Here is a 25,988-nt window from a genome sequence, read left to right on the forward strand (position 1 = left end):
CAGATCGTTTCAGAATCTCAGCCTGCAGGACGCAGCGCCTCATCCGCGCTGTAGAGTTGTCGAATCCTTTTTTCCTGCGCAGCCGTAGGAGTGAAATCATGGCTGTTGCCATTCAGATGGGGAATGGTCTTCCCCCGCAGGGCCGGCACCAGTTCGGGCAGCGACGAAATCCTGTCCATTGAAACAAGCTGATCGACGGCAAGCCGGCCGTTACGGTCACAGACATAAAGTGTCTGCGGGCAGAACACGTGGTCCATGTCGTAAACCGACTTACAGGATTCCACGTGGTCGATCGCATGGTCCAGCGTGTGGAACGTGCGGTAGAGCGCGTTGACCGAAGGATGAATCCGGACCCGCGATGTCCCGCCGCGACGGGCAAAGGCCCATGCGGACACGAAACGCTTCACCGGATCGCGCCAGATCGCAAAGCTGGGCAGGGTCCGTGACAGGTCGGGGGCGACATGATGATAGTAGCGCCAGGTCTCATGCATCATGATCCCGCCATATAGCAGGTCACAGATCGACGTTCCCCCGTTCTTGGGAACATGGACGAACAGGGCACCGGCTTCGCGGATCCGCTCGATCCGCTGCAGGCGTTTGCGGCTCAGCGGCAGACGCAGGTGCAGATCGGCCGCCCGGGCATGGACATCGTTATACTGCCGGACCCGGAAGGCTTTGCAGAGCAGGCGCTGCGGAAGACCGGACGCTGCGGCCTTTCCGCCATCATGTTTTGCAGGCAGGGCGCCATCCTGATGAACCGTAGGGGCAGCAGAAGGGGGCGTCATGGTCGTGTCCTGATCCTGTCTCTGATGGAAGGAACACTGACGGCACGGAAAAACCGAGGCAAAGGGCTTATTGTAACGGAATGAAAGCCATGTTGCAGAGTTGTGCTGTGTCAAATCGGCCACGACGTTGTGTTTGTATTTGACTTGTTCCGCCGGGGGCGCTTCATGACACCTGACGGTGCCCGATCTGCCGGGTGAAAAGGGAACGCAGTGAAAGACTGCGGCTGCCCCCGCAACTGTAAGTGCTGGCTGTCACCCTCGAACGGGTGGACGGACGGTTCCAGGAGATGAGCCCACTGGCCTGCGCCGGGAAGGGACCTGGACCGGAGCACGAGCCAGGAGACCTGCCGTCAGCATGAGTTGTCCGAAGGACGGTCCGGGCGGGGTGCATCGGAACGCCGGGTCAGACCCTGCATCTGCGGGTCTGCCTCCTTCTTGAGGGCGACGCAGAACGACGAGACATTACCATCGCCATGCCCCGTATTTCCTGCCTTTTTTTCGCGACGAGCATGCTCGTCGCCGTTCCTGCGCTGGCGTCCGTCCCGGCTCAGGAACCGGCACCGCCGCAGAAGCCCAAGACCCCCTCCGCCGCGCCTTCGAAGACAGCCACCAGTGCCCCGCAGGGCACTCCTGAATCTGTCATATCCACCGTCCCCGAAACCGTCACGGTGACGGCGAACCGCATCCCACAGGACCTCAGCAAGGTCGGCTCGCAGGTTACGGTTGTGACCCAGCGTGACATTGAACTTCTGCAGCGGCGCGACCTTGCGGACCTTCTGGCGCGTGAACCGGGCCTGAACATGGTGCGTTCGGGCGGCCCCGGCGCTACGGGTTCGATCTTCATGCGCGGCGTCAATTCCAATGAAGTGAAGGTGCGGCTGGACGGGATGGACATCAACGATCCGTCCACGCCGGCCGGGGCATTCGATACGTCCCAGTTCCTGACCGACGGTCTGGCCCGGGTGGAAATCCTGCGAGGCCCGCAGAGTGGCCTGTACGGTGCGGATGCGATGGGCGGCGTCATCGACATGACGACCAAACAGGGGCAGGGACCGCTGCATGGCTTCGTCCGCCTCGAAGGCGGCAGCTATTCCACCAAGAACCAGACGGCCGGTTTCTCGGGATCGCTGCATCGTTTTCATTACATGGTCGAAGTCTCGCACAACCATGTTGGCGACTATCAGGCCGTGCCGAAAGCCATCCGCGCGCAGGTTCACGACCATGACGTCGCATCCAACCGCAATGACAACCGCACCGCCAATGTGCGGCTCGGCTATGACGTGACGGATAATTTCGATCTCGGCTTCACGGCCCATCTGACGCAGGCGGATTACGAATACGTCGCCGACGATTACAGCTCCTATCCGGCGCTGCCGTCAGCCCAGCAGAACGAGAGCGATCTCAAACAGGCCATCCTGCGCGGCACCGCTCACCTGAAGTCCTTCAAGGGTGTGTTCGAGCAGACGCTGGGCGTTGGGTACATCACCTATCGCCGCCATGATATCACGGCCGGCGATCCGGAAATCGCTTCAAACCGCGGTGACCGCCTGAAGGTGGACTGGCAGGGTCTGACCCATCTCGGCCATAACGGCTCTTTCCTCGTGGGTTATGACTATATCCGCGAGCGGATCATGACCCCGGTCTCGGCCCAGACCACGACGAACGCCGCCTGGGGGCAGCTCGAAGGCCACTGGCACGATATCCTCTTCGGTTCGGCCAATATCCGCTACGACAACAATTCCCGTTACGGCAATTACGTCACCTGGCGCGTCGCCCCGGCGGTGAAGATCCCCGGCACTGGCCTGACGCTGAAGGCCAGCGGAGGCTCGGGCTTCCACGGCCCGTCTCTGAACCAGCTCTTCGTCAGCTATCCGGCCTATTACTTCCTGGCCAATCCGAACCTGCGGGCCGAGCGCCTTCTGGGCTTCGATGCCGGGTTCGAGGAACGCCTGCTTGACGGCAAGCTGACCTTCGGCGCCGATTATTACGGCAACCATGTCCGCAACCTCATCAACACAGCGCTGTCGGGCTACAACTACACCTATGTGAACGTCGCCCGTGCCCAGACGCATGGTGTGGAAGCCTTCGTTGATTACCGCATCATCAAGAGCGTGGATCTGCGTGGCACCTATACCTGGACGGATGCGTCGGATCGGAGCACGGGTGCGGCCCTTGTGCGCCGGCCCCGCCACAAGGCCACGGCCAGCGTCATCTGGACGCCAACCAAGCGCCTGAGCATCACGCCGAGCCTGCTCTATGTCAGCGGCTGGCACGATCTCGACCGTTACACGTCCATGAACACGATTGGTCATGATTATGTGACGGTGAACATCGCCGCAGAATACAAGCTGGCGAAGTTCCTCACCCTCTTCGCGCGTGGCGATAATCTGGGGAACCGGTATTATGAAAACCCGGTCGGCTATCTCCAGCCGGGTCGGTCTTTCTACGGCGGTGTGACATTTGGCCTTTAAGGCGTTCCTTCACGTCCTTTCAGCCCCGATAGCAGTCCTGCTGCTATCGGGCCTGATGACGGGTGTGACCGCCGGATCGGCCTGTGCCGGTCCGGTGCGTACCCGTATCGTTTCCCTGAATCTATGCACGGATGAACTGCTGCTCGAACTGGCAGACCCGTCCCATATTCTCGGTCTCAGCCCGCTGGCCACGGACTGCGCGGAATCCGTCCGCTGTGAGGTGGCAAGGACCTACCCCGTCCAGCGCCCTGACGGCGAAAACCTCGTCGTCACCCATCCGGACGTCGTGCTGGACGGAACATGGCACCGCCCGACCGTCCCACTCGTGACCAACGCCCTGCACGTCCCGTTCGTCCAGCTTCCCTCCATCGCGTCCCTGGCGGATATTCCCACGCAAATCCGCACCGTCGCCCATGCCATCGGCGAGGACGCACGCGGCGACGATATGATCCGCGCCTTCGCGGCCCGTCTGGAAAGCCTCCATCCTGCCCATCCGGACCAGATCCTGACCGCCACGGTCATCGGTGCGAACCTCGCGGGAGAAGAGGGCGGCCTGATTTCCGATCTTCTGAAACGCGCCGGCTTCCGCCTGTCTGCTTCCGAACGCCCGGACGGCACCATCGCGCTCGAAACACTGATCGCCCATCCGCCGGACCTTCTGGTGACGGGCATGATTTCCGAAGGTGCGTCCCTGGCGGAAGATGTTGTGCATCATCCCGCCCTGCGGGACCGCTTCACGGGCGCTCATCTTCTGGCCCTTCCCGGCCGCCTGACCATGTGCGGCACGCCCGACACTCTCGATGCACTGACCGCCCTGATCGTCGCGCATGACCGTCTGACCGGCACGGAGTCTGCACCATGAGTCGCTACACCCTGACCGTCGCCATATTGAGCGCCGTGGTTCTGGCTCTTGCCATCCTGTCACTGGCCGCAGGCCCGGCGGGGATTGGCGTCGTGCAAGGCCTGTCCGACATGCTGCACGGCCGTGAGACGATCGCCGCGACCATCATTGGCCAGATCCGCCTGCCGCGCATGATCCTCGCTTTGCTGATCGGGGGAACGCTCGGCTTGTCCGGCGCAGCACTTCAGGGACTGGTCCGCAATCCGCTCGCCGATCCGGGTGTGCTAGGCATTTCGGGCTGTGGAGCGCTCGGCGCCGTGCTGGTTTTCTATACCGGCGTCTCAGCAGTCTGGGCGCCCGCACTCCCGCTGGCGGCCCTGTCCGGCGCCGGGCTTGCAACGCTGCTGCTTCTGGCCCTGACACGCGGCGGCACGCTCGTTCTGGTGCTCGCTGGTGCGGCGCTGGGCTCCATGAGTGCCGCGCTTCTGGCCCTGACGCTCAACCTCGTGCCAAGCCCCTATGCGTCCTACGAAATCATGCACTGGCTCATGGGCTCCCTGTCCCGCGCCAGCCTGCATGACGTGGTGATCGCCACCCCCGGCCTTCTGATCGGCTCAGCCCTGCTGTTCAGCACCGGACGCTCCCTCGACGCCCTGACCCTTGGCGAAGACGTCGCCCAGACGATGGGCTTCCCTCTGCGTGCGGTGCAGTGGCGTGTCGTGCTCGGAACGGCGCTTGCGGTCGGCAGCGGCGTTGCCGTGGCAGGCGGTATCGGGTTCGTCGGCCTCGTCATGCCGCATCTGCTGCGCCCGCTCGCCGGAGCCCGCCCGTCGCGCCTCCTGCTGCCATCCGCACTCGGGGGCGCGGCGCTCCTGCTGGCTGCCGATCTGTTTGTACGCCTGCCCGTCAGCGGCGCCGAACTGCAACTTGGCGTCGTCACCTCCCTCATAGGAACGCCAGTCTTTTTCTGGCAGGTCTGGCGCCTGCGCGGCCGGCCGGTATGAGGAGCGCGCCATGATCCTCCAGACAGACACGATCAGCCTGACCCTTCAGGGCAACAGACTTCTCAACGATATCGCACTGGATGTCCGTCCCGGCGAAGTCCTCGGCCTAATCGGGCCCAATGGTGCGGGCAAAAGCACGCTCCTGCGCATCATGGCCGGGCTGCTCCGCCCCGAGACCGGCCGCGTCCTGCTGGACGGACAGGATCTGTTCACCATGCCACCCGAAGAGCGCGGCCGCCATCTGGCCTATCTTCCGCAGGAAGCGCCTGCTGCCATCGGCATGAGCGTGCAGGATGTCGCAATGCTCGGGCGCCTGCCCCATCGCCGCACGGCCTCGGCGGAACAGAATGAAACAGCCGTGCAGCAGGCTCTCGATGTGGTCGGGATGAGCGCATTCGCTGACCGCTCTTCCGCCCGTCTCTCAGGCGGCGAACGCGCCCGCGTCCTGCTCGCCCGCGCGCTGGCAGTTCAGGCCCCCATCCTGCTGGCGGACGAACCCGTCGCGGCACTCGATCCGGCGCAGGCCCTGACGGTTATGGACCTTTTCGGCCAGTGCGCTGTTCAGGGTCAGGCCGTCGCTGTCGTCCTGCACGATCTGGCGCTCGCGGCCCGTTTCTGCACGCGCATTGCAGTCCTGTCGCAGGGCCGTCTCGTCAGTATCGGCACGCCTGCCGAAGTGCTGACGGACGCCCTGTTCGCCGAAGTTTACGGCGTGGCGGTGCGCCGCTGCGGCGAGGTCGCTGTGCCCTGGTCGCTGGTGTCGAGCGCGCGACGCCCATAACGCCGCGCCAGCAGCGTACAGGTGAAGAGCTGGATCTGGTGATAGATCATCAGCGGTAGGACAATGATGCCAACCGATGCCGCCGGGAAAATCACGCTCGCCATCGGCACGCCTGACGCCAGCGACTTCTTCGAGCCGCAGAACTGGAGCGCGATCTTGTTTTCTGCCGTCTGCCCCAGCCCGTCGCCCATCAGATGCGACAGCACCAGAACCAGCGCCAGCATGAAACTGTCGAGCAGAGCCACTTCCAGCAGATGCGCGCCCGAAACCCGGTGCCAGATCCCTTCCACAACGGCCGAACTGAACGCCGTATAGACCACCACGATGATGGACCCGCGATCGGTGAAGGAGATCAGGATCTTGTGCTTGCGCACGATCGGCCCGACCCATTTCTGAAGGATCTGCCCGAGCGCGAATGGCAGCAGCAACTCCTTGCCCACATCCAGAACGGATTCCAGTGGCGAATGGCCCGCCCCTACATGCCCGAGCACCACGCCCGTCAGCAGTGGCGTAAGCGCAATGCCCGCGATGTTGGAAACCGTCGCCGCACAGATCGCCGCCGGAACATTGCCCTTCGCGATGGAGGTCAGCGCAATGGAAGACTGCACGGTGGACGGCAGGCAGCACAGGAACAGGATGCCCGACCACAGCTCCTCACCGAACAGTGCATCCGGAAAGACGCTCCGGAACAGCAGATGCAGCCCGATCCCCAGCAGCGGAAACAGTGCGAACGTGCAGAGCAGAACGCTCCCCTGAAGCTTCCAGTCCTTCACGCTGTCCACAATGGCGTGACGTTCGAGCTTCGCGCCCTGGAAGAAGAACATGAACGTGATGAGGATCGTCACGACATGCTGGAGAATGTGCTCCATCTGCCCCCGACAGGGCAGGAAAGACGCCAGAAGGATTGCGCCGATAAGGGACATGAGAAAGGGGTCGAGACGCTTCATGCCGCACTATGTCCGCAACGGGCCCGGACATGCAACGTCATGTCAGGTCAACCTTTTGAAAACGGACGCCTCAGGCGTTCTGGTCCGTCATGACGGAGCAGAACGGTCATGTTGATCTGCGTGCATCATGATCCCGGCAGCTTCAGTTTTGCCACATCATGCACGCAGATCTGTTCGTCAGGCTGGATGGTTTTCCGGTCAGCCGCCCGTGATCTTGTTTTTCAGATTGTGAAGACTGGTCGAAACCTGCTTCTGCCACTCGCTCATGCGCTCGTGCCATTCATTGGAATGCTGCTGCACGAGGACACGCTCTGCGCCTTCTGCCGCGGCGGCCTGTGCCTTCTGCTGCGCCAGAACCTCGCGCTCCACGGCCTCGATCGGCCGACGCAGAACCAGCGATGCGCCAAGAGACGCTGCCAGCTCGTCCACGACCTGCGGCACATATTCCTGAACCGTCGCGATCACGGCTGTCGTTCCCACGGGAATGACGGAAGAAATCTGCGCCAGAAGACTGCTGCGGATCGCTGAATCTTCAACCGACAGGCTCGATCCCACGAGTGCGCCCATGGACGCCCCGAGCAGCACACCCAGCGGTCCCAGAAGAAGCCCGACCAGCGATCCCAGAAGTGTTCCGTTCAGAACCTGCTCGCCGGAAGACCCATCAGCCCAGTTATCATGAATGGTGATGTTGCCAGCCGTACCACGCTCAACGACAGCCTCGTTGATGACAACCAGCTTCTGATCCGCGGCCCGTTCACGCAGTTCGGAAAAAGCCTGGAATGCCTTGCTCTGCTCGGTGAAGGAGAGAACAAGAATATTGGTATCCATGATCTGTCATGCTCCGCACCCCCGCAGAAAACCGACGGAAGAGGCAGGGCATGCGGGGGAATATCCTGCCTGGACTCGCAGCTCCTGAAAGGAGCCACGACCGGAGGACATCAGATTAGTTGCCCAGCGTAAAGGTCAGGCCCTGTGCACCGGCAGCCAGACGTGCACCTTGCGTCGAACTGTCGATCTTGATACGCACACCATTGCTGTTGGACAGGACAGCGCCTCCCAGACCCTTGTTCAGGGTGGCCTCACCTGCGAGGGAGCCGTAGCTGCCATCGAAATCATGCAGGTTTTTCAGGTTGTAAACGGTTCCTTCGGCCTTGAGAGCCGAGTAACCGACAGCGGCAATGTTCCCGCCAGTCACCTTGAAATGGTAGGTGCGATGGCCATAGGTCAGGGTGCCGTCACCCCAGGTGTAACCGACGCCCACATCGGCAGAACGTGCGGACAGCGTAACGTGTCCGACCGGAGTGCCAAGCGTATCTTCAGCACGGACGGCAGGGGCTGCGACAAGACCCGTTCCGAAAAGGACGGCTGCAAGGGCGACGCCATGGCGGCTGATATTGGAAGACATCATGGAACCTTCTGTCTGTTTTCATAGTCAGGCCCTGCGGGTGGAAACCCATGTGGCACTGACGATTGAAGAGACAACGTCCTCGCCCCCGGTTCGGATGCATTCAAAGGGACATTCATGTTCCTGCTATCGGTTACGGACCTTGGGGATGAGGAAGTTGAAGTGCATCCTGTAGTGTGAGCTGACAGGATGACCGTTCCTCATTGCAGGGAAATAGGACGCCTGAACCATATAGCCGCGTGCGGCCTGATTCAGTTCTGCATAATGCCCTTCCTGGACCAGACAGTCATGGGAATGGCCCTGCGCATCAATCGTACAGGCCACCGTGACGTGATCTTCGATATGCCGGTCGATCATGGCCTGAGGATAACGGGGCATTCCTGAAACGGCGCGGTTGAGTCGGGCGGCACGGGTATTGTCCTGCTGGTCCGATATGGTGACAAACCTGCCCGGGCCGATGTTCAGATGGGCGATCTGCGGCACCAGAACAGCAACCTGAAACAGACAGATGCAGAGCAGGGGCAGCAAAAACCAGACTGGCGGCTGGCGACGTTGCCCGTCGGCATCCGTCTCGGGACAGGGCTGGAGTTCAGGCTGGGGGGTCTGTTCCGATTCCGTCCGGGGTGGAACGTCAGGGTCCTGATGCCTGAACCTGATGCCTGAAAAAGGGATCGTCCATTTTCCGGTTCCCGATGTTTCCGGGCACGAGAGATGCGGCGTGTTTCAGGCAGCAATGACCTGCCCGGCGTCATCATGGAAGATCCGGCCATCAGAACGCCAGAAGGAATCGCGCCATCACAGGGCAGCCATTCGCGTAAAGCGCTGAACCAGAAAATAATTTTTTCAGGGGGAAAATGGTGCCCAAGGGCGGAATCGAACCACCGACACTGCGATTTTCAGTCGCATGCTCTACCAACTGAGCTACTTGGGCACCGAGCTTCAGGGCGGACCCTGTTGCGGAGATGGGGTTTAGCTGATGATTGAGGCGGGATCAACCCTCCCTGTCGCGATATTCGCCCTGTTCTTCATCATTGTCCTGACGGAAGGACGGAACGCGGTAGGTCCCGCTGAACCAGCGGCCCAGATCGACATCCGCGCAGTGACGGGAGCAGAAAGGCCGGAACTGCGGATCGGTAGGGCGATGGCAGATCGGGCAGGTGGCGTTGCTCATGACAGGCTCCAGCTTGCAGGTGGGGCATTGGGATCAAGGACAAGATCGAGCGGCCGGGCGCGGCGGGATGTGAAATCCGCCAGGGCGTCGGGGTCGTTTTCCAGCGCCGTGATGAGTCCGATTGAGGCGGTCAGCGTCTGGCCGGGGCGGTTTTCGCGCAGGATCGTCCTGAGGATGGACAGTGCCTGCCCATGTGGGGAGGACAGGAGTTCATGCAAAGGGGGACGGCGGCGCGGGCGCGTCAGTTCCAGCAGGCCAGACGGTGTGGCGCCGAGGACATCCGGTTTCAGGGGATCGCCAGCCAAAGCCTCACGCAGGAAGGGAACCAGAGCCGGGCGTTTGCGTGTTTTTACGCCTGCCGGATCTACCAGAATCGTGCCCGAGAGGTTCCGCAGGCGGATCTGGCGCGCCAACTCGGGGAAAGCTGCGACATTGCCCTTGAAATCCGGAGTGCCAGCGCTGTCGAGATCGATGGCGACAAGGGCAGGGGTCGGGAAAATGCTGGCGGTCACGAGGCCCAGATCGGCCTCGGGGCTGCCGAGACTGTCGAAATCTGCTTCCAGCGCGCCATCGAACGCCTGCTGACAGCGCTGAAGGCGCTGGCGCAGGCGGACAGGCAGTTTTGCCGCAATGCCTGGATCGTCCACGAAAATCGGAGCATCCGGATACCGGTCCGCCAGTTCATCGAGCGGGGTCGGACCGCGTTCCAGCAGTTTCGGTGCGGATGGCGGCTCAGTGGGCATGTCAGCCCGGCGCAGGCGCAGGCCCTTGCCGTTCTGGGCGGCGCGGCTGACGCGGGCTGCGGTCAGGGCGCCTTCGATCAGGGCTTCACGGGTCGAGAGAAAGCCGCTCTGGCCGTCTTCGAGCAGGACGAACGCTCCCCCCAGAGCAGGAGCGGTTTTCTGGACGCGGACGACATGCCAGTCTTCCAGACCATCCGGGCAGCCGGGACGCCAGATGGCGGCATCCAGCAATGTGTCATGGTCTGTGACGGCAATCCGCACTTCGCCCGGGGAACAGGCTGCGCGGATTTCGGTCATGCGATCCAGCCACCTGAGGGTTTGCCGACCGGCTGTCCGCGCAGGAGCTGGGCCGTTTCAAATAGGGGCAGTCCCACGACCGCGGAATAGCTGCCGCCGATCTGGCGGATATGGGCGGCGGCGGCGCCCTGGATAGCATAGCCGCCCGCCTTGCCCTGCCAGTCCCCCTGAGCGATCAGGGCGTCGATCTGCGCGTCCGTCAGGCGATGGAAAATGACGGAGGTTTCCACCAGTCGCTCGCAGGGCGTGCCTTGTGGCCAGCCCGCGCTTGGGCGCAGGACCACGGCCGTCAGGACCTTGTGGCGGCGGCCGGAGAGCAGCTTCAGGCAGGCGCGGGCCGTCTTTTCGTCTTCGGCTTTCGGCAGGACGCGCCGGCCGACGGAGACCACCGTATCGGCCCCAAGGACGAGGGCTGCATCCGTGCGCTGCGCGGCTATGTGCTCCGCCTTCTGGCGGGCGAGGCGCTGCGCGAGCGGGCGCGGCAGTTCGCCGGGGCGCGGTTCTTCGTCGATATCGGCGCTGACGACGGCGTCGGGCACGATGCCGATCTGTTCCAGCAGACTCAGGCGGCGCGGGGAGGCGGAGGCCAGAACGAGCTTCGGACGGTCCGGAAGGCCGGATGACCCTTCTGCGGAAGACGGGGAGGAGGTCATGCGGCGGACTGTCTTACTTGAAGCGGAACGTGATCCGGCCCTTGGACAGGTCGTACGGCGTCATTTCGACGTTCACGCGGTCACCGGCCAGAACGCGGATGCGGTTCTTGCGCATCTTGCCGCTCGTATGGGCCAGGATGGTGTGCTCGTTGTCGAGCGTGACGCGGAACATGGCGTTGGGAAGCAGTTCCATGACGGTGCCGGTAAACTCGATGAGGTCTTCTTTTGACATGTGAATCCTTGCTTCAGGGACAGGGTAATGATCTGCGCGCGGCAGTGGCTCCGGTGCGGAGCCAGAAAATCCAGCCCGCTATGTGCGGACTGTCAGCCCAAAGGTCAAGCATGACCGGTCCCTGTCCGGGGATTCTTGCGGTTTTTTGGCACTCTGACGTCGTGCGGCCCTCTCTGGCAGCACGACGGGGTCTGTTCAGGACGCTTTGGCAGCCGCCGCTGCCCGGGCGGCCATCTTTTCCTCTTCGGTCCAGACGCGGCGCTCGCGCACCTTCTGCGGCTTGACCTGCTTGACCGGACCGCCGCCGAGCACGGGCGGGCGCATGGTGGAGTTCCGGGCCTCTTCCGAATGCCATTCATGGCTGTCATGAACGTCCAGCGTCCGGCCGATCTCACGCTCTACGGCATGCAGCCAGGCGCGCTGCTCGGCATCGCACAGCGTGATGGCGAAACCGCTGCGACCCGCACGGCCCGTGCGGCCGATCCGGTGCACATAGCTTTCCGGCAGGCTCGGCAGATCGTGGTTGATGACATGCGTGACGGTATCGACGTCGATGCCGCGGGCTGCGATATCGGTCGCCACCAGAACCTGAACGTCACCTTCGCGGAACGCATTCAGGGCACGTTCGCGCTGGCCCTGCGAGCGGTTGCCGTGCAGGGCCTCGGCCGTGATGCCGGATTCCGTCAGGAAGGTGCAGACGTCGTTGGCGATGTTCTTCTGCAGCGTGAAGACGACGGCCTGACCGATGCCCGGCGTCCGGAGCTGCGCGAGAAGGGCTGCTTTCTTGTCGGATGCGTTGAGGAACATGACCGACTGCGCGATCCGGTCCACGGTGCTCGACGGCGGTGCGATCTCGACCTTGGCCGGGTCGCGCAGGAGGCTCTCGACGAGGGCTGCGATGGATTTCGGCATCGTTGCGGAAAACAGCACCGTGTGCCGGTCTTCGGGGAGCGTTGCGACAATGCGCTCGATCGGCTTGGCAAAGCCCATGTCCAGCATCTGGTCGGCTTCATCCAGCACCAGCGTCTCAAGCTGCGACAGGTCGCACAGGCCCTGTTCGATCAGATCCAGCAGGCGGCCCGGTGCGGCGACGATGATGTCCACGCCCTCTTCGAGCGCCTTGACCTGATGCACCTGACTGACGCCGCCGAAAATCGTCGTCACGCGTACCGGCTGGTGGCGGCTGAAGCTCTCGAACCCGTCCGCAATCTGGGAGACCAGCTCGCGTGTGGGAGCCAGAACCAGAACGCGCGCGCCGTTCTTGGGCGCGGGACGGGGCGTTGCTGCGAGCCGGTGCAGCAGCGGGAGTGCGAAGGAGGCCGTCTTGCCGGTGCCGGTCTGGGCCAGACCGAGCAGGTCACGGCCTTCCAGCAGCAGCGGGATGGATTGGGCCTGAATGGGCGTAGGCTTGACGTAACCCGCTTCATCCAGCGCGCGGAGAAGCGTGGGCGCCAGGGCGAGATCGGCAAAAGCCTGGGCAGAAGTCGTGGACATGATGAAGCGGCGCCTCCGGCGCTGAGTAAAGCTGCGCCTGATGGGGCTTCGCGGATTCAGAAAACGGGCTTGTACGAATGATGCCTGTCGTCGTCAACGCAACGAAAGAGCGTGCCGACCCGCTCTGTCAGGACAGTTTGGAAATATCGCGCATGGCCACGACCAGAGACATGTGTGACGCCAGAAGCCGCTGCGGCAGCGTGGGAAGATAGATCCGGATGGCCTCAAGCCGTTTGGACTCCGGAAGTGCCGCGAAGGGTGGCCGCGATCCTGGCCCGTCACTGCCCGCATCATAGCTTTTGGCGATTGCGTTCAGGAGAGACGCGGGAACCGAAGCCAGAAGCGCTCTCTGCGCGGGATTCAGAAGCCGGTCCCGCAGGGGGCCGGAGAGGGTAGGCTCTTCCGCTATTTTCGGTGGCTCGTAAGGCTTAAGCTGGTTCAGCGGGAATTCGACCTCCACGCCATTGGCCTGCTCCACATAGCCGGTGGCGCCGTCGATATCGACCAACCTGCCGTCATGCGTGCCCTTCAGGTCCGAAACATGATCACCGATCGACAACTGGGCCATGACTGATTTCTCCTTCTCCGCACGGAGCCTAGAGCAGTTCCGGATCGTGGGTGAAAAATTTCTGCTTCCCGTGCCCGATTTCAAATCCGAAATGCACATGCGACCGTCGTGCGGACTGCATCAAATCCTGCCTTCATGGAAAAAGGGAGCGAAAAACCACAGGTTGAGGTTCATAAAACTGTCATATCCCCCTCTTTGCTGAATCCGTTATCAGCCCTTGTCGCGGACACCGCGATTACTCCTGTGCCGGAACTGATCGGGAGGACTAGCTCAGAATTGGCAATAAGGAAGCACCCGCATTTCAGTATGGTACGACCTTTGGTTATGACGGGTTCAGGAAACGATGCACGTGCGGGGTGGAGAACGGACGCGTTTCCTGTGAGGGGCATGATGCGGACAATGCGGTGTGTCAGTGCAGTCCTTGGCATGACGGTGCTCGGCGCAGGTTGTGAGGCGCAATCCTCGCCTGTATCGCCTTTGGTGTCTCAGGATGTCTGTGATCCCGCGCCGGATGGCCGGAACCTCTGTCCCCAGACTTTTCATCGCCCCAGACAGGAGCCCCTGTCGCAGATGGCGCAGATCGGGCGCATGCTGTTTTATGACAGAGCGTTGTCCGGTTCGGGGAAACTGTCCTGCGCCTCCTGTCATGATCCGGCGAACCATTACGGGCCGACGGGCGATGCGTCTGTTTTCGACGGCGGGGCGGATCTGCACCGGCAGGGACGACGTGCAATTCCCACACTGACCTATCTGGAACGTATGCCACCGTTCAGTATCGGTCCGGATCTGGGAAATGATGATGTGGCTCCGCGCGTCATCGCTGTGCCGAATACGGGCAACCAGCGTGGCAGCAAAAGTGCGGCGGATACGGCGTCATCTGCTGCGCATATCGTTCCACAGGGCGGGTTGTTCTGGGATGGTCGGGCCGATACGTTTCAGCAGCAGGCGGGCGGGCCGCTTTTTGATCCCGATGAAATGGCTTCCACGCCGGAGCGTGTTACTGCACGGCTGAACACGGCACCTTACCGTTCGGCTCTTCTTGCGTTGGCCGGAGCGCGTGGAGAAAAGGATCCTGCCTTCCTGCGTGAAGAGGCGCTGTTTGCGATTGGGCGTTACGAGCTGGAAGACCGTCATTTCCACGAATATTCCAGCAGGTTTGATGCCTGGCTGGAAGGGAAAGCCCGGTTCACGCCACTCGAACGCGAAGGCTATCTCCTGTTCAACGATCCGCAGAAAGGCAACTGTGCGGCCTGCCATCTCGACCACGTTACGCGCGATGGCCTGCCGCCGCTTTTCACTGATCATCAGTATGAAGCGCTTGGTGCGCCACGCAACATGGCGATCAGCCGCAATGCCGTCGCCAGCTATGATGATCTCGGGGTATGCGACAGTCAGCCTGACGGTCGGAAGGCCTTTGCGGCCTATTGCGGGATGTTCGTGACGCCGACCCTGCGTAACGTCGCAACGCGCCATGTCTTTTTCCATAACGGTGTTTTTCACACGCTCGAAGCTGTTCTGGATTTTTATGCTGTGCGGGACCTTGAGCTAGAAAAATTCTATCCCCGCAGAGCGGATGGAAAAATCGATGTCTATAACGATATTCCGGAACAATATCGTTCCAATATTGACACGATAGATGCGCCCTTTGATCGCAAGTCCGGAGAGACGCCGGCGTTAACCGAAAACGAGCGCCGGGCGGTCATCGCGTTTCTCGGCACGCTGACAGATACGGATGCTCCGGCTGTGGCTCCTGCGGTGGACACCGTCACGGGACAGGCAGGGAAACGACAGGATGGATGACATGCTCCACAAACCAGAAGCATTCGGACGAACGATGGACGTGGGGTTCAGAATGTTTGTCAAACCGTTCAATCGTAGTGAGGAAAGGTTCCGTAAAGTGTTCATGAAGCGCGTACAACGAGCAAAATCCGGCCTGGCCGTCCTTCTGTCCGGCTCCATTCTTTTTCCATCCGTGGGGCTGGCGGCGTCTTCCTCTGTGGCTGAGACCTATCAGACTGCGACGCCTATCAAGCATGTCGTGGTGATATTTCAGGAAAACCGTTCCTTCGACCATTATTTCGCGACATATCCCAAGGCGGCGAATGTGAGCGGTGAACCGGCTTTTACGGCGTTGGCGGATACGCCTTCTGTCAATAATCTCACGAGCGCAAATCTCCTTACGAATAATCCGAATTCCAGTCTGGCGAACGGGGCGGGAGCAGCGCTTCCGTTCCGCATTGACCGGACGCAGGCGAATACGGCGGACCAGAATCACAGCTACACGCCGGAGCAGCAGGCTTACGACACCGGGAAGATGGATCTGTTTCCAAAATATACCGGATCAGCAACATCCGGGAGTTCCGGTGCTTTCGGGACAAAGGGGCAGGTCCTGGGGTATTTTGATGGCAACACGGTCACGGCGCTCTGGAATTACGCCCAGCATTACGCGATGAGCGACAATAACTGGAGCGATACATACGGCCCGTCCACGCCGGGTGCGCTTGAGGTTGTGGCTGGCCAGACTAATGGTCTTCAGCCTATTGCGGGCAACATGCTCGGCAAGGCCTACATTCATGACGGACAGGGCGGATACACCCTGATCAACGATGAGGATCCGGCTTACGATCGCTGCTCGACCCCGTCACAGGTGCTGATCAATGCCAAAAATATTGGCGATCTGCTGAACGAGAAGGGAATTTCCTGGGGCGGTTTCATGGGCGGCTTTGATCTGACGCTCACGAACGCGAACAGCACCACGGGGTGCAGTCGCAGTACCTATTCCGAGACGGTGGGAACCCGTACGGACTATGTTCCGCATCATGCCTGGTTCCAGTATTTCGCGAGTACGGCCAATCCGACGCATGCCCGACCGAACTCCGTAGCTTCAATCGGCTTCAGTTCGATCCCCGGCACTGCAACGCGGGAACCGGCCAACCATCAGTATGATATCAAGGATTTCTATACGGCCGTAAAAGCGGGGAATTTCCCCGCGGTCTCCTATATCAAGATGCCGGCCTATCAGGACGGTCATCCTGGCAATTCGGACCCGCTGGAGGAACAGAACGGTATCGTAACGCTCGTGAATTTTATCCAGAGCCAGCCGGAATGGGCCAGCACGGCGATCATTATCGACTATGATGACTCCGACGGCTGGTACGATCATGCGTTCCACAAACCGCTCTGGGGCTCGTTCGACAGTGCTGCGGATCAGCTCAACGGCCCCGGAATCTGCGGAACCGCAGGATCAGCTCCGAAGGGTGTGGCGGGCAAGCCGGTCAATGGCCGTTGCGGGCCGGGAACGCGCATCCCGCTTATCGTGATCTCGCCCTATGCCCGCCGCAATTTTGTCAGTCATGATCTGACGAGTCAGGCCTCCGTGGTGCGCTTCATCGAAGACAACTGGCTGGGCGGAAAGCGCCTTGGTGGCGGCTCGTTTGATGCGGCCGCGGGCCAGATCAATACGATGTTCGACTTCACGCAGCCGCCGAACACCACGCCTCTGGTTCTGGACCCGGATACGGGCTCGCTCCGGTAAAGCGGGATGTTCCGGGAGGTGTCAGAGCCTCCCGGGTGGAGGCTGGATCAGTTCTTTTCCAGCCGGACCGACAGGCTCAGCGCATGGGCGTCCAGCCCTTCGGCCTTGGCCAGCGCCACACCGGCCGGGCCGATCCGGCGCAGGCCTGCTTCGTCGGCTTCGATGGTGGTGGTGCGCTTGATAAAGTCGAAGACCGACAGGCCGGAGGCGAAACGCGCCGTGCGGCTGGTCGGCAGGACGTGGTTCGGGCCGCCGACATAATCGCCCACGGCTTCGGGGCAGAAGCGGCCCATGAAAATCGCGCCTGCATGGCGGATCATGGCCGAGAACTCGCGCGGGGCGTCGAGCATGACTTCCAGATGCTCGGGGGCGAGTGCGTTGACGATTTCGGCGGCTTCCTCAAGTGAGCGCACCACGATGATCGCGCCATGATCGTCCCAGCTTTTTGAGGCGATGGCCGTGCGAGGGAGCGTTTCCAGCTCCGTGCGGACGGCTTCGGCAGCACGCTCGGCAAAGGCGGCATCCGTCGTGATGAGGATGGCCTGGGCCTGTTCGTCATGTTCGGCCTGCGCGAGCAGATCGAGCGCAACAAGACGCGGATCGTTCTGGCCATCGGCGACGACCACGACCTCGGACGGACCGGCGATGCTGTCGATGCCGACATGCCCGAAGACCTGCCGCTTGGCTTCTGCAACATACGCATTGCCGGGACCGACGATGCGGTCCACGGGCGCGATAAGATCCGTACCAAACGCCATAGCGCCCACGGCCTGCGCGCCACCGATGCGATAGATTTCCTCGACGCCACAGAGCTGTGCGGCCGCGAGAACCAGCGGGTTCAGCACGCCGTCCGGAGACGGCACGCACATGGCCAGCCGCTTCACACCCGCCACACGCGCGGGCAGGGCGTTCATCAGGACGGAAGACGGATAGGCCGCTTTGCCGCCGGGAACATACAGCCCGACCGCATCCAGCGGGGTCCAGCGCATACCGAGCCGGATTCCGTCTTCGTCCGTGAAGTCCAGATCCTTCGGCATCTGGGCAGCGTGGAACGTCTCGATCCGGCGGGCGGCGGTGCGCAGGGCGTCCATCAGGTCAGCAGGGACGCGCGCGGCTTCGGACGCGATTTCTTCTGCGCTGATCCGCAGCTTTTCGGCTGGCAGGGTCAGGCGATCAAAGCGGGCGGTGTAATCGCACAGGGCTTCATCGCCCCGGCTGCGGACGTCAGTGAGGATGGCGCGGACCGGCTCGGCCACGCTGCGTTCGTCGCTGCCGCGCGCGGCAAGTAGTGTTGCGAAGTCTTCGGAAAAACCGGCAGCGGACGTATCGAGGCGTTTCATCAGGCGGCTTCCTCCGTGTTCAGGGCGGCGCGGAAGCGTTCGATCAGGGCGCTGATTTCTTCAGGGCGGGTCTTGAGTGCGACGCGGTTGACAATCAGGCGGCTCGTGACATGCGCGATGGTCTCGGTTTCCATCAGGCCATTGGCGCGCAGTGTGGAGCCGGTATCGACCAGATCGACGATCACGCTCGCCAGATCCAGCGTCGGTGCCAGTTCCATCGCACCATTCAGATGCACGATCTCGGCGTTGATGGCGCGGGACGCGAAATGGCGGCGGGCGATGGTCGGGTATTTCGTGGCAACGCGCAGGCGGGACTGACCGGTTGCAGGATCCTCGACCATGGTCTTGGGGCGTGCGACGGAAATGCGGCAGCCGCCAATGCCCAGATCGAGCGGCGCATAGATGTCCGGATAATCGAACTCCATCAGCACATCCGCACCGCAGACGCCGATATCGGCGCCCCCATAGGCCACGAAGGTCGCGACATCGAAGGAGCGGACCCGGACCACATCCAGATTCGGATTGGACGTGCCAAAGCGCAGGCGGCGGCTGCTTTCCGTCAGGCAGTCTGGATCGGGCTCGATGCCCGTGCGCGTCAGGACGGGGGCCAGCGCCTTGAGGATACGCCCTTTCGGGAGCGCCAGGATCAGGGGTGAGTCACTGCGGACAGCGAGGTCCGCTCCGGTCTGGAGGCCGTTTCCGGTCCCGTTCTGGGGCGCTGTCATGAAGTGTCTTTCCCTTGCCGTCCGCAGCCACTGAGAGAATGGCAGGCCATATCACGAAGCCGCAGTCTTCCCAAGTTCCCCAAAGGAATTTCCAGCCTCGGTGAGGGCCGGATGCGAATTTTCTTGACGTCCGGAAGCGCCGTCGCTCAATCTTGTATGCATGTCTGCCAACATAGAAACATTGCTGTTTCCCACGCCCCTGTCGGATACGAGCGGCCTGCCGCTTCGGGTCCAGCTCCGGGAACGTGTGCTGGCGGCCATCGGCTCGGGTCTCCTTGGTCCAGGGGATCGTCTGCCGACCATGCGTGCCCTGGCGGTCCATCTGCGGGTGGATCTCAACACCGTACAGCGGGCCTATGCCGAGCTGGAACGACTGGGGGCCATCCAGACCTTCCGGGCGCGTGGCAGCTTCGTCAGCGACATGCCACCGCCACCGGATGAAGAGCGCCGGGCGGCGGACATCCGGGATCTGGCCGCGTCCACGATCGCCCGGTGCCAGGCGCTGGGTCTGGAGCCCGAAGCGGTTCTTCAGGCCATGCGTGATCTTCTTTCCCTGCCCAATCCCTGATGCCGAAAGACGGCGTTTCGAAAGGCTGATGTCCATGCCGGAGTTTCCTGTTTTCCCGTCCCTTTCGCCGCTTCGTACCGCAGGGAACCGGTCGCGCCTGCCCGTCAATACGGTCGCGGCATCCATCGCGGGCGCGATCCTGCTCGCCGCTGCCGGTCTGACGGCCCTGACAGAGGCTCCCGGATGGGCTGTCGGTGGGGTTATTCTGGCGCTGCTGGTACTGATGTCCCTGCGGATGTGCAATTCCTGGCAGCGCGTTCTGGTCCTGCGGGCGGGAAAAATTCAGGGTCTGCGCGGCCCGGGCCTGTTCATGATCGTGCCGTTCCTCGACCAGATTGACGCCGTCGTGGACCAGCGCATTCGCACCGTGCCGGTCCATACGCGACAGACCCTGACGCGCGATACGACGCCGGTGGATGTGGATGCGGTCGTGTTCTGGATGGTGCATGACCCGCTGCGGGCGATCACGGAACTCGACAATTATGAAGGTTCGGTGTCGATGGTCGCGCTGACGACCCTGCGCGAGGTGGTGAGCAGTTCGGATCTCGCCACGTTGCTGGAAGACCGGCGTCGTATCGACGGGGAGTTGCGGGACCTTATTGAAATCAAGACGCGCGAATGGGGTGTGACGGTTCAGGCCGTCGAAATCCGTGACGTGCAGCTTCCCGACAGTCTTCAGGACGCCATGAGCCGTCAGGCCCAGGCTGAACGTGAGCGCGCTGCCCGCGTCACGCTGGCTTCGGCGGAACGGGAAGTGGCGCATGAACTGGCACTGGCGGCGAAGACCTACGAGGCTTCACCAATCGCGCTTCAGATCCTGCAGATCAACCGCATCTTCGAAATGAACAAGAACCGCGGCACCACCATCCTGATGCCGACCACCATGGCGGATTCGATGACCACTGCCACGGCCTTTGCCGCCGCAATGCAGACGGTCCAGCCGGAAGCGGCGCCTCCGGCGGCCGAGAGCGAGGTCAGCGACTGAAGCTGGCCACCATGTTCAGCAGGTTGCGCTGACGCCGCGTGGCAAGCCGTGCGGCCGTGAGCACGGAACGGGCCTGCGAAATGGCGGTGTCGAGATCCGAGTTGATGATCGTGTGATCGAACTCGGCCCAGTGGGAAATTTCATCCAGCGCCGCCTTCATGCGCTTGGCGATTTCTTCCGGATGGTCCGAGGCCCGCTTGTTCAGCCGGCGTTCCAGCTCTTCCAGAGACGGCGGCAGGACGAACAGGCTCACCACATCGTCCGGCAGCGCCGCGCGCAGCAGACGATGGCCCTGCCAGTCGATGTCGAACACCATGTCATGCCCGGCATCCAGCGCTTCCTCGACGGGCGCACGCGGCGTGCCATATCCCCGTCCGAAGACCTCCGCCCATTCCAGAAGCTCGCCATCCGCGGCCATGCGGCGGAACTCCGCGATATCCCGGAAATGATAATGCACCCCCTCGACTTCCCCCGGGCGCGGACCGCGCGTCGTGACCGAGACGGAGTGGCGCAGTGTGGGTTCCGAAGCGCGCAGGGCGTTGGCAATGGTGGACTTGCCCGCACCAGACGGGGCCGAGATCACCAGACAGACGCCACGGCGGGGCAGTTGGGTCATGGGGTCTCCTTGGAATAATGAACCAGACAGGAATGTTCTGCCGAAGCGTCTAGCGTAAAGGGGGCGGCTCTGGCCAGATATTCAGGGCTCTCCCCTGAAACCCGCCAAAGGCCGGGGGCCTTTGGAAACCGCTTAATTTGGAATCGGGATCAAAGGGGCGAGCCCCTTTGTGGGGTGCGGGGCAAAGCCCCTGCCCTCACGGCTCGGACTGAAGCTGCGCGACAATGGCACTGCTGATCGTCCGCCGCGTCGGGCCGCCCAGCACATGGCCGAGCGGTGCCAGCACTTCAATATGATCACAGACGATCTTGAAGACCGCGAGCATCGGCACGGACAGGAAGGCACCCGAAATACCCCACATCCAGTCCCAGAACAGCAGTGATCCCATGACGAAGACGGGATTGAGCGTGAAGCGCCGGGCCAGCAGCATGGGCGTGATGGTCTCGCCTTCCAGCACATGGATCAGCAGATAGATCGACGGCGGCAGGAGCGCGTAGAGCAGGGATGGAAAGCTGAACAGCCCGACCACGAAATAGACCACCACACCCGTCAGAGGCCCAATGATGGGAATGTAGTTCAGCAGGAAGGCCAGCACGCCCCACAGGAGCGGGTTGGGCATACCGGTGGCCCAGCACTGGATCATGTTCACCAGCCCGACACCCAGATTCATCATCGTGATCGTCACAAGATAGAGCGAGACGTTCTGCTCGATCTGCGTCGCCATTTCCACGAGGCGGCGTTTTTTGGCGTAGGTCGGCATGATCTCGACGCAGCGGCGCAGGAGCGTGTCGCCTTCCGTCATGAGAAAGAACAGCATCAGCAGCATCGAGAAGAAGCCGCCGGCTAGTTCGCGTGTTCCAGCCAGGACGGATGAGCCAAGTCGCGAGAGGGCCGTCTCCCCCCCGATCGTCCCTGTCACGCCACGCGTGGTGCGCGTTGTGCCCGAATGTCCGCTGAACATGGCCGACAGGCGCATGTAGTCGCGTTGAACCACATCAATTGGCCCGCTGAGCACGGCCAGCTTGCTTTGCAATGCGGGAAGGGTCTGCGGCGCGCGGGTGATCCAGCCGGCGGCCGGGACGGAAATCGTCGTGGCAATACCGCCCACGATTCCGAACATCATGACGATCAGCATCAGCCCGGCCAGATGCCGGGGAAGATGCAGACGCTGTGTGAGGAATCGCATCGGCGCAATCATCAGCAGGTTCAGGACGAGTGCGAAGACGAAAGGCAGGAGAATGGGCGCTGTGAAATACAGCGAATAGAAGACCGCCAGAACCGTCAGGATCAGGACGCAGATGTCCCGGATGTTCAGATGTTCGCGCAGCAGGTTGCGATCGAGCGTCGGGTCCAGAAAATCGCCGTCCGGCGCCAGTCTGTCTCCTGGTCGGTCGGATGGAGAGGCACTGTCGCTACAGGCAGGGTCGGCGGAAGACGCAGTGGGACGGCCGGACATGTTTTCTGCCTGAAGCGAAAGACGGAACGCACGGATCGGAACGATCCGCGAAAGGACACAGTTGCGTGTTCTGCCCAAAAACCCCCTTGAACTCCAGTGGCATCCGGTCACTAAATCATGAGGAGCACCGATGGATGCGTGGTCTGACGCATCTGCCGGTTATCGCAGACAAAGGAGAATCATCATGGCCTGGAACACACCGAAAGTTACCGAAATCCCGCTGGGCGCAGAAATCAACTCGTATGTCTGCGGCGAGAAGAAATAAGCCTCTTCCCTGAGGTACAGTCCTTGAGGAATATGGCACGGCCGCTCCCCCATGGAGCGGCCGTTTTCGTTCATGGGCGTCGCAGGGCGCCCCAGTCAGACGGTTTGTGAAAAAATGATTGATGTCATCGTGCTCGGCGCGGCGGCAGGGGGCGGTTTTCCGCAGTGGAACTCCGCAGCACCCGGCTGTGTGGCCGCCCGCACGCGACAGGGCGCAAAAGCCCGGACCCAGGCCTCCCTTGCCGTCAGCGCCGACGGAAAGCGCTGGTTCATTCTCAACGCCTCGCCCGACCTGCGGCAGCAGATCATCAGTACACCGGCCCTGCACCATCAGGGCAGTCTGCGCGGCACCCCCATTCAGGGCGTCGTCCTGACCTGCGGCGAGATTGATGCCGTAACAGGTCTTCTGACCCTGCGGGAGCGTGAACCTTTTACGCTGATGGGCAGCGACTCGACCCTCCAGCAGCTTGCGGATAACCCGATTTTCGGCGCGCTCGATCCCGCAATCGTCCCGCGCGTTCCGCTCATTCTCGATGAAGCCACGTCCCTGATGAACAAGGACGGGATTCCGTCCGGCCTTCTGCTCACGGCCTTCGCCGTTCCTGGCAAGGCGCCGCTCTACGCGGAAGCCGCCGGTTCACGCCCGGACGAGACGCTGGGTCTGTCCATTACGGATGGAAAGAAGACGCTGCTCTTCATTCCCGGCTGTGCACAGATCACGCCGGGAATCGTGGAACGGGTGGCCGCAGCCGATCTCGTGTTCTTTGACGGGACGTTGTGGCGGGATGACGAAATGATCCGCGCCGGATTGAGCCCGAAGAGCGGACAGCGGATGGGGCATGTGTCCGTGAATGATGCCGGGGGACCGGTCGAATGTTTCACGACATGCGAAAAACCCCGTAAAGTGTTGATTCATATCAACAACTCTAATCCAATTCTGTTCGAAGACAGCCCCGAACGCAAAGACGTCGAACGCGCCGGATGGACGGTTGCGGAAGACGGCATGACTTTCAGACTGGACACACCATGACGCTCCTCACACCTGACCAGCTTGAAGCACAGCTTCGCCAGATCGGGGCCGAGCGGTACCACAACCGGCACCCGTTCCATCGCAAGCTGCATGACGGCAAGCTCGACAAGGCTCAGGTTCAGGCCTGGGCGCTGAACCGCTATTATTATCAGGCCCGCATTCCGGCCAAGGATGCGACGCTTCTCGCACGCCTTCCGACGGCCGAACTGCGCCGCGAATGGCGTCGCCGGATCGAAGACCATGACGGCACGGAACCCGGAACGGGTGGTGTCGCGCGCTGGCTGATGCTGACGGATGGTCTGGGGCTGGATCGGGATTATGTGGAAAGCCTCGAGGGCCTGCTTCCCGCCACGCGCTTTTCGGTCGATGCCTATGTGAACTTCGTGCGGGATCAGTCGATTTTGGCGGCCATTGCGTCGTCGCTGACGGAACTGTTTTCGCCGACGATCATCAGCGAGCGCGTCTCAGGCATGCTGCGTCACTATGATTTCGTGTCGGAAAAGACGCTGGCCTATTTCACGCCCCGTCTGACGCAGGCCCCGCGGGATTCCGATTTCGCGCTGGCCTATGTTCGCGAAAATGCCCGCACGCCAGAGCAGCAGAAAGAAGTCCTCGGTGCGCTTGAGTTCAAGTGCTCCGTCCTATGGACGATGCTGGATGCTCTCGACTACGCCTATGTGAAAGGTCACATCCCACCGGGTGCCTTCGTTCCATGACGGAGACCCCTCGTATCGTAACGGAGGAGACGGTTCTCTCCTTCGCCCGCGGCCACCGGCTCCAGCATGATCGCGTGCGGGATCTGTGGATCGTACAGGCGCCTGAAAAAGCATTTGTGATTGAGGGCGCCGCGCCGCATATTCTGCGGCTGCTGGATGGGAAGCGCAGCGTCGGCGACATCATTCAGCAGCTTGCAATCGAGTTTTCCGCCCCGCGTGAGGTCATTGCGAAGGATGTCCTCGCGCTTCTTTCTGAACTGACAGAAAAGAACGTCCTGCACACATGACACTCCCTTCGCCGCCGATGAGCCTTCTGGCTGAACTGACGCATCGTTGCCCGCTTTCCTGCCCTTACTGCTCCAATCCGCTTGAACTCGAACGCAAGGCGGCAGAACTCGACACGGCCACCTGGACGTCTGTTCTGGAGCAGGCTGCCGAACTCGGCGTTCTGCAGGTTCATTTCTCCGGCGGCGAACCCATGGTCCGCCCTGATCTGGTCGATCTGGTTTCCGTCGCGCGGCGTCTCAACCTGTATTCCAACCTGATCACTTCCGGTGTTCTGCTGGACGAAGCAAAGCTGGAAGCTTTGGACAAGGCAGGGCTGGATCACATCCAGCTGTCCTTTCAGGACGTGACGGAGGCGGGGGCCGAGCGTATCGGCGGCCTCAAGGGCGCGCAGGTCCGCAAGATCGCGGCGGCGCGGCTCATCCGGGCGTCCGGCATTCCGATGACGCTCAATTTCGTGGTTCACAGGGAAAATGTCGCCCGCATCCCCGAGATGTTCGCTTTAGCACGGGAGCTTGGTGCGGGACGGGTCGAGATTGCACATACCCAGTATTATGGCTGGGGCCTGAAAAACCGCGATGCGCTTCTCCCCAGCCGGGACCAGCTGGAAGAATCCACACGCGCCGTGGAAGCGGAGCGCGCAAAAGGTGGTCTGTCCGTTGATTATGTGACGCCGGACTATCATGCAGACCGGCCCAAGCCCTGCATGGGGGGATGGGGCCAGCGTTTCGTGAATGTGACACCCTCGGGCCGGGTCCTGCCATGCCATGCAGCCGAAATCATCCCGGATGTCGCATTCCCGAATGTGCAAGATGTGACCCTGTCCGAAATCTGGAACATCTCGCCGCTGTTCAACATGTTCCGCGGCACGGACTGGATGCCGGAACCCTGCCGCTCCTGCGAGCGCAAGGAGCGTGACTGGGGCGGGTGCCGCTGTCAGGCGATGGCGCTGACGGGGAATGCGGCGAATACTGACCCCGTGTGCAGTCTCTCCCCCTATCACGACCGGGTGGAACAGGCCGTCACCGAGGCGTCAGAAAGGCCGGAACTTCTCTACCGGCATTTCTGACAGCACA

Annotated in this window: 27 protein-coding genes, 1 tRNA gene, 1 pseudogene and 1 riboswitch; of the genes and pseudogenes, 13 read left to right on the forward strand and 16 right to left on the reverse strand. The window is 62.0% G+C overall.

The genetic code is table 11. The features are described 5' to 3' along the window. Positions 1-17: 17 nt before the first annotated feature. Entirely contained in the window at positions 18-785 is a 768-nt protein-coding gene (locus HKD24_RS05870) for a sulfotransferase family protein (RefSeq protein WP_194259424.1), read from the reverse strand. Between the two features lie 159 nt (positions 786-944). Continuing rightward, a riboswitch (cobalamin riboswitch) is annotated at positions 945-1,151 on the forward strand. A 107-nt stretch (positions 1,152-1,258) separates the two neighbouring features. On the opposite strand from HKD24_RS05870, the gene HKD24_RS05875 reads away from it, so the two are divergent. The 4 genes and pseudogenes from HKD24_RS05875 to HKD24_RS05890 form a co-directional block, all read left to right on the forward strand. Next, positions 1,259-3,256: a TonB-dependent receptor plug domain-containing protein gene (locus HKD24_RS05875; RefSeq protein WP_228124196.1), complete on the forward strand. Its 1,998-nt coding sequence runs from the start codon at positions 1,259-1,261 to the stop codon at positions 3,254-3,256. A gap of 55 nt (positions 3,257-3,311) precedes the next feature. Then, on the forward strand, positions 3,312-4,118 hold the full coding sequence (locus tag HKD24_RS05880) for an ABC transporter substrate-binding protein (protein WP_194259425.1): 807 nt from the start codon (positions 3,312-3,314) through the stop codon (positions 4,116-4,118). Further along, positions 4,115-5,101, forward strand: coding sequence for a FecCD family ABC transporter permease (locus HKD24_RS05885; RefSeq protein ID WP_194259426.1), 987 nt, complete (start codon positions 4,115-4,117; stop codon positions 5,099-5,101). Before HKD24_RS05880 ends, HKD24_RS05885 begins: the two co-directional genes overlap by 4 nt. Before the next feature lie 73 nt (positions 5,102-5,174). After that, positions 5,175-5,882: pseudogene (locus tag HKD24_RS05890) on the forward strand (ABC transporter ATP-binding protein); the annotation flags it as partial. Here HKD24_RS05890 and HKD24_RS05895 read toward each other — a convergent pair. The 11 genes from HKD24_RS05895 to HKD24_RS05945 form a co-directional block, all read right to left on the reverse strand. After that, complete coding sequence (locus tag HKD24_RS05895) at positions 5,807-6,829, reverse strand: bile acid:sodium symporter family protein (RefSeq protein ID WP_194259428.1); 1,023 nt, start codon at positions 6,827-6,829, stop codon at positions 5,807-5,809. The pseudogene HKD24_RS05890 and the gene HKD24_RS05895 overlap by 76 nt on opposite strands. Before the next feature lie 198 nt (positions 6,830-7,027). Continuing rightward, positions 7,028-7,657 (reverse strand): DUF1269 domain-containing protein, encoded by a 630-nt coding sequence (locus tag HKD24_RS05900; RefSeq protein ID WP_194259429.1) that lies wholly within the window; start codon positions 7,655-7,657, stop codon positions 7,028-7,030. A 115-nt stretch (positions 7,658-7,772) separates the two neighbouring features. Continuing rightward, entirely contained in the window at positions 7,773-8,234 is a 462-nt protein-coding gene (locus HKD24_RS05905) for a hypothetical protein (RefSeq protein WP_194259473.1), read from the reverse strand. A 126-nt stretch (positions 8,235-8,360) separates the two neighbouring features. Then, positions 8,361-8,717 carry an energy transducer TonB gene (locus HKD24_RS05910; protein WP_194259430.1) on the reverse strand — a complete coding sequence of 119 codons (357 nt, stop codon included), beginning with the start codon at positions 8,715-8,717 and terminating at the stop codon, positions 8,361-8,363. A 372-nt stretch (positions 8,718-9,089) separates the two neighbouring features. After that, positions 9,090-9,165: transfer RNA gene (locus tag HKD24_RS05915), tRNA-Phe, on the reverse strand. Positions 9,166-9,225: 60 nt separating this feature from the next. Beyond that, complete coding sequence (locus HKD24_RS05920) at positions 9,226-9,405, reverse strand: DNA gyrase inhibitor YacG (RefSeq protein WP_194259431.1); 180 nt, start codon at positions 9,403-9,405, stop codon at positions 9,226-9,228. Beyond that, positions 9,402-10,445, reverse strand: a complete 1,044-nt coding sequence (locus HKD24_RS05925) for a ribonuclease E/G (RefSeq protein ID WP_194259432.1) — start codon at positions 10,443-10,445, stop codon at positions 9,402-9,404. The genes HKD24_RS05920 and HKD24_RS05925 overlap by 4 nt, the downstream gene beginning before the upstream one ends. Further along, positions 10,442-11,098, reverse strand: coding sequence for a Maf family protein (locus tag HKD24_RS05930; protein WP_194259433.1), 657 nt, complete (start codon positions 11,096-11,098; stop codon positions 10,442-10,444). The genes HKD24_RS05925 and HKD24_RS05930 overlap by 4 nt, the downstream gene beginning before the upstream one ends. A 13-nt stretch (positions 11,099-11,111) precedes the next feature. Continuing rightward, positions 11,112-11,330, reverse strand: coding sequence for a translation initiation factor IF-1 (gene infA / locus HKD24_RS05935; RefSeq protein ID WP_007282896.1), 219 nt, complete (start codon positions 11,328-11,330; stop codon positions 11,112-11,114). Between the two features lie 195 nt (positions 11,331-11,525). Further along, complete coding sequence (locus HKD24_RS05940; protein ID WP_194259434.1) at positions 11,526-12,824, reverse strand: DEAD/DEAH box helicase; 1,299 nt, start codon at positions 12,822-12,824, stop codon at positions 11,526-11,528. A gap of 127 nt (positions 12,825-12,951) precedes the next feature. Then, on the reverse strand, positions 12,952-13,392 hold the full coding sequence (locus HKD24_RS05945) for a hypothetical protein (RefSeq protein WP_194259435.1): 441 nt from the start codon (positions 13,390-13,392) through the stop codon (positions 12,952-12,954). A gap of 570 nt (positions 13,393-13,962) precedes the next feature. Here HKD24_RS05945 and HKD24_RS05950 point away from each other — a divergent pair. After that, positions 13,963-15,192 carry a cytochrome-c peroxidase gene (locus HKD24_RS05950; RefSeq protein ID WP_194259436.1) on the forward strand — a complete coding sequence of 410 codons (1,230 nt, stop codon included), beginning with the start codon at positions 13,963-13,965 and terminating at the stop codon, positions 15,190-15,192. Between the two features lie 103 nt (positions 15,193-15,295). Further along, positions 15,296-16,927: a phospholipase C gene (locus tag HKD24_RS05955; RefSeq protein ID WP_228124197.1), complete on the forward strand. Its 1,632-nt coding sequence runs from the start codon at positions 15,296-15,298 to the stop codon at positions 16,925-16,927. Positions 16,928-16,974: 47 nt separating this feature from the next. On the opposite strand, the gene hisD is transcribed toward HKD24_RS05955, so the two are convergent. After that, entirely contained in the window at positions 16,975-18,267 is a 1,293-nt protein-coding gene (gene hisD, locus HKD24_RS05960) for a histidinol dehydrogenase (RefSeq protein ID WP_194259438.1), read from the reverse strand. Further along, the gene (hisG, locus tag HKD24_RS05965; RefSeq protein WP_194259439.1) at positions 18,267-18,992 is read right to left on the reverse strand and encodes an ATP phosphoribosyltransferase; all 726 of its coding nucleotides are present in this window, start codon (positions 18,990-18,992) and stop codon (positions 18,267-18,269) included. The genes hisD and hisG overlap by 1 nt, the downstream gene beginning before the upstream one ends. Before the next feature lie 160 nt (positions 18,993-19,152). Here hisG and HKD24_RS05970 point away from each other — a divergent pair, with 160 nt between their 5' ends. Then, on the forward strand, positions 19,153-19,560 hold the full coding sequence (locus tag HKD24_RS05970; protein ID WP_194259440.1) for a GntR family transcriptional regulator: 408 nt from the start codon (positions 19,153-19,155) through the stop codon (positions 19,558-19,560). 34 nt (positions 19,561-19,594) lie between these two features. Then, entirely contained in the window at positions 19,595-20,545 is a 951-nt protein-coding gene (locus HKD24_RS05975) for a slipin family protein (protein WP_194259441.1), read from the forward strand. On the opposite strand, the gene gmk is transcribed toward HKD24_RS05975, so the two are convergent. Together gmk and HKD24_RS05985 are read right to left on the reverse strand one after the other, a co-directional pair. After that, a complete protein-coding gene (gmk, locus tag HKD24_RS05980) occupies positions 20,535-21,161 on the reverse strand; it encodes a guanylate kinase (protein ID WP_194259442.1) in 627 nt (208 codons plus the stop codon). The genes HKD24_RS05975 and gmk overlap by 11 nt on opposite strands. A 196-nt stretch (positions 21,162-21,357) precedes the next feature. Continuing rightward, positions 21,358-22,617, reverse strand: coding sequence for an AI-2E family transporter (locus HKD24_RS05985; RefSeq protein ID WP_194259443.1), 1,260 nt, complete (start codon positions 22,615-22,617; stop codon positions 21,358-21,360). Positions 22,618-22,801: 184 nt separating this feature from the next. Between HKD24_RS05985 and pqqA the strand changes: the two genes are divergently transcribed. From pqqA to pqqE, 5 genes are all read left to right on the forward strand, one after another. Continuing rightward, positions 22,802-22,882, forward strand: coding sequence for a pyrroloquinoline quinone precursor peptide PqqA (pqqA, locus tag HKD24_RS05990; protein WP_010502998.1), 81 nt, complete (start codon positions 22,802-22,804; stop codon positions 22,880-22,882). 114 nt (positions 22,883-22,996) lie between these two features. Continuing rightward, complete coding sequence (gene pqqB, locus HKD24_RS05995) at positions 22,997-23,911, forward strand: pyrroloquinoline quinone biosynthesis protein PqqB (protein ID WP_194259444.1); 915 nt, start codon at positions 22,997-22,999, stop codon at positions 23,909-23,911. After that, positions 23,908-24,627 carry a pyrroloquinoline-quinone synthase PqqC gene (gene pqqC / locus HKD24_RS06000; RefSeq protein WP_194259445.1) on the forward strand — a complete coding sequence of 240 codons (720 nt, stop codon included), beginning with the start codon at positions 23,908-23,910 and terminating at the stop codon, positions 24,625-24,627. Before pqqB ends, pqqC begins: the two co-directional genes overlap by 4 nt. Beyond that, entirely contained in the window at positions 24,624-24,914 is a 291-nt protein-coding gene (gene pqqD, locus HKD24_RS06005) for a pyrroloquinoline quinone biosynthesis peptide chaperone PqqD (protein ID WP_194259446.1), read from the forward strand. The genes pqqC and pqqD overlap by 4 nt, the downstream gene beginning before the upstream one ends. Next, positions 24,911-25,981, forward strand: coding sequence for a pyrroloquinoline quinone biosynthesis protein PqqE (gene pqqE, locus HKD24_RS06010; RefSeq protein ID WP_194259447.1), 1,071 nt, complete (start codon positions 24,911-24,913; stop codon positions 25,979-25,981). Before pqqD ends, pqqE begins: the two co-directional genes overlap by 4 nt. Positions 25,982-25,988: the final 7 nt, after the last annotated feature.

It is taken from the genome of Gluconobacter vitians (assembly GCF_015244565.1).
In the GTDB taxonomy this organism is placed as follows: Bacteria; Pseudomonadota; Alphaproteobacteria; order Acetobacterales; family Acetobacteraceae; genus Gluconobacter; species Gluconobacter vitians.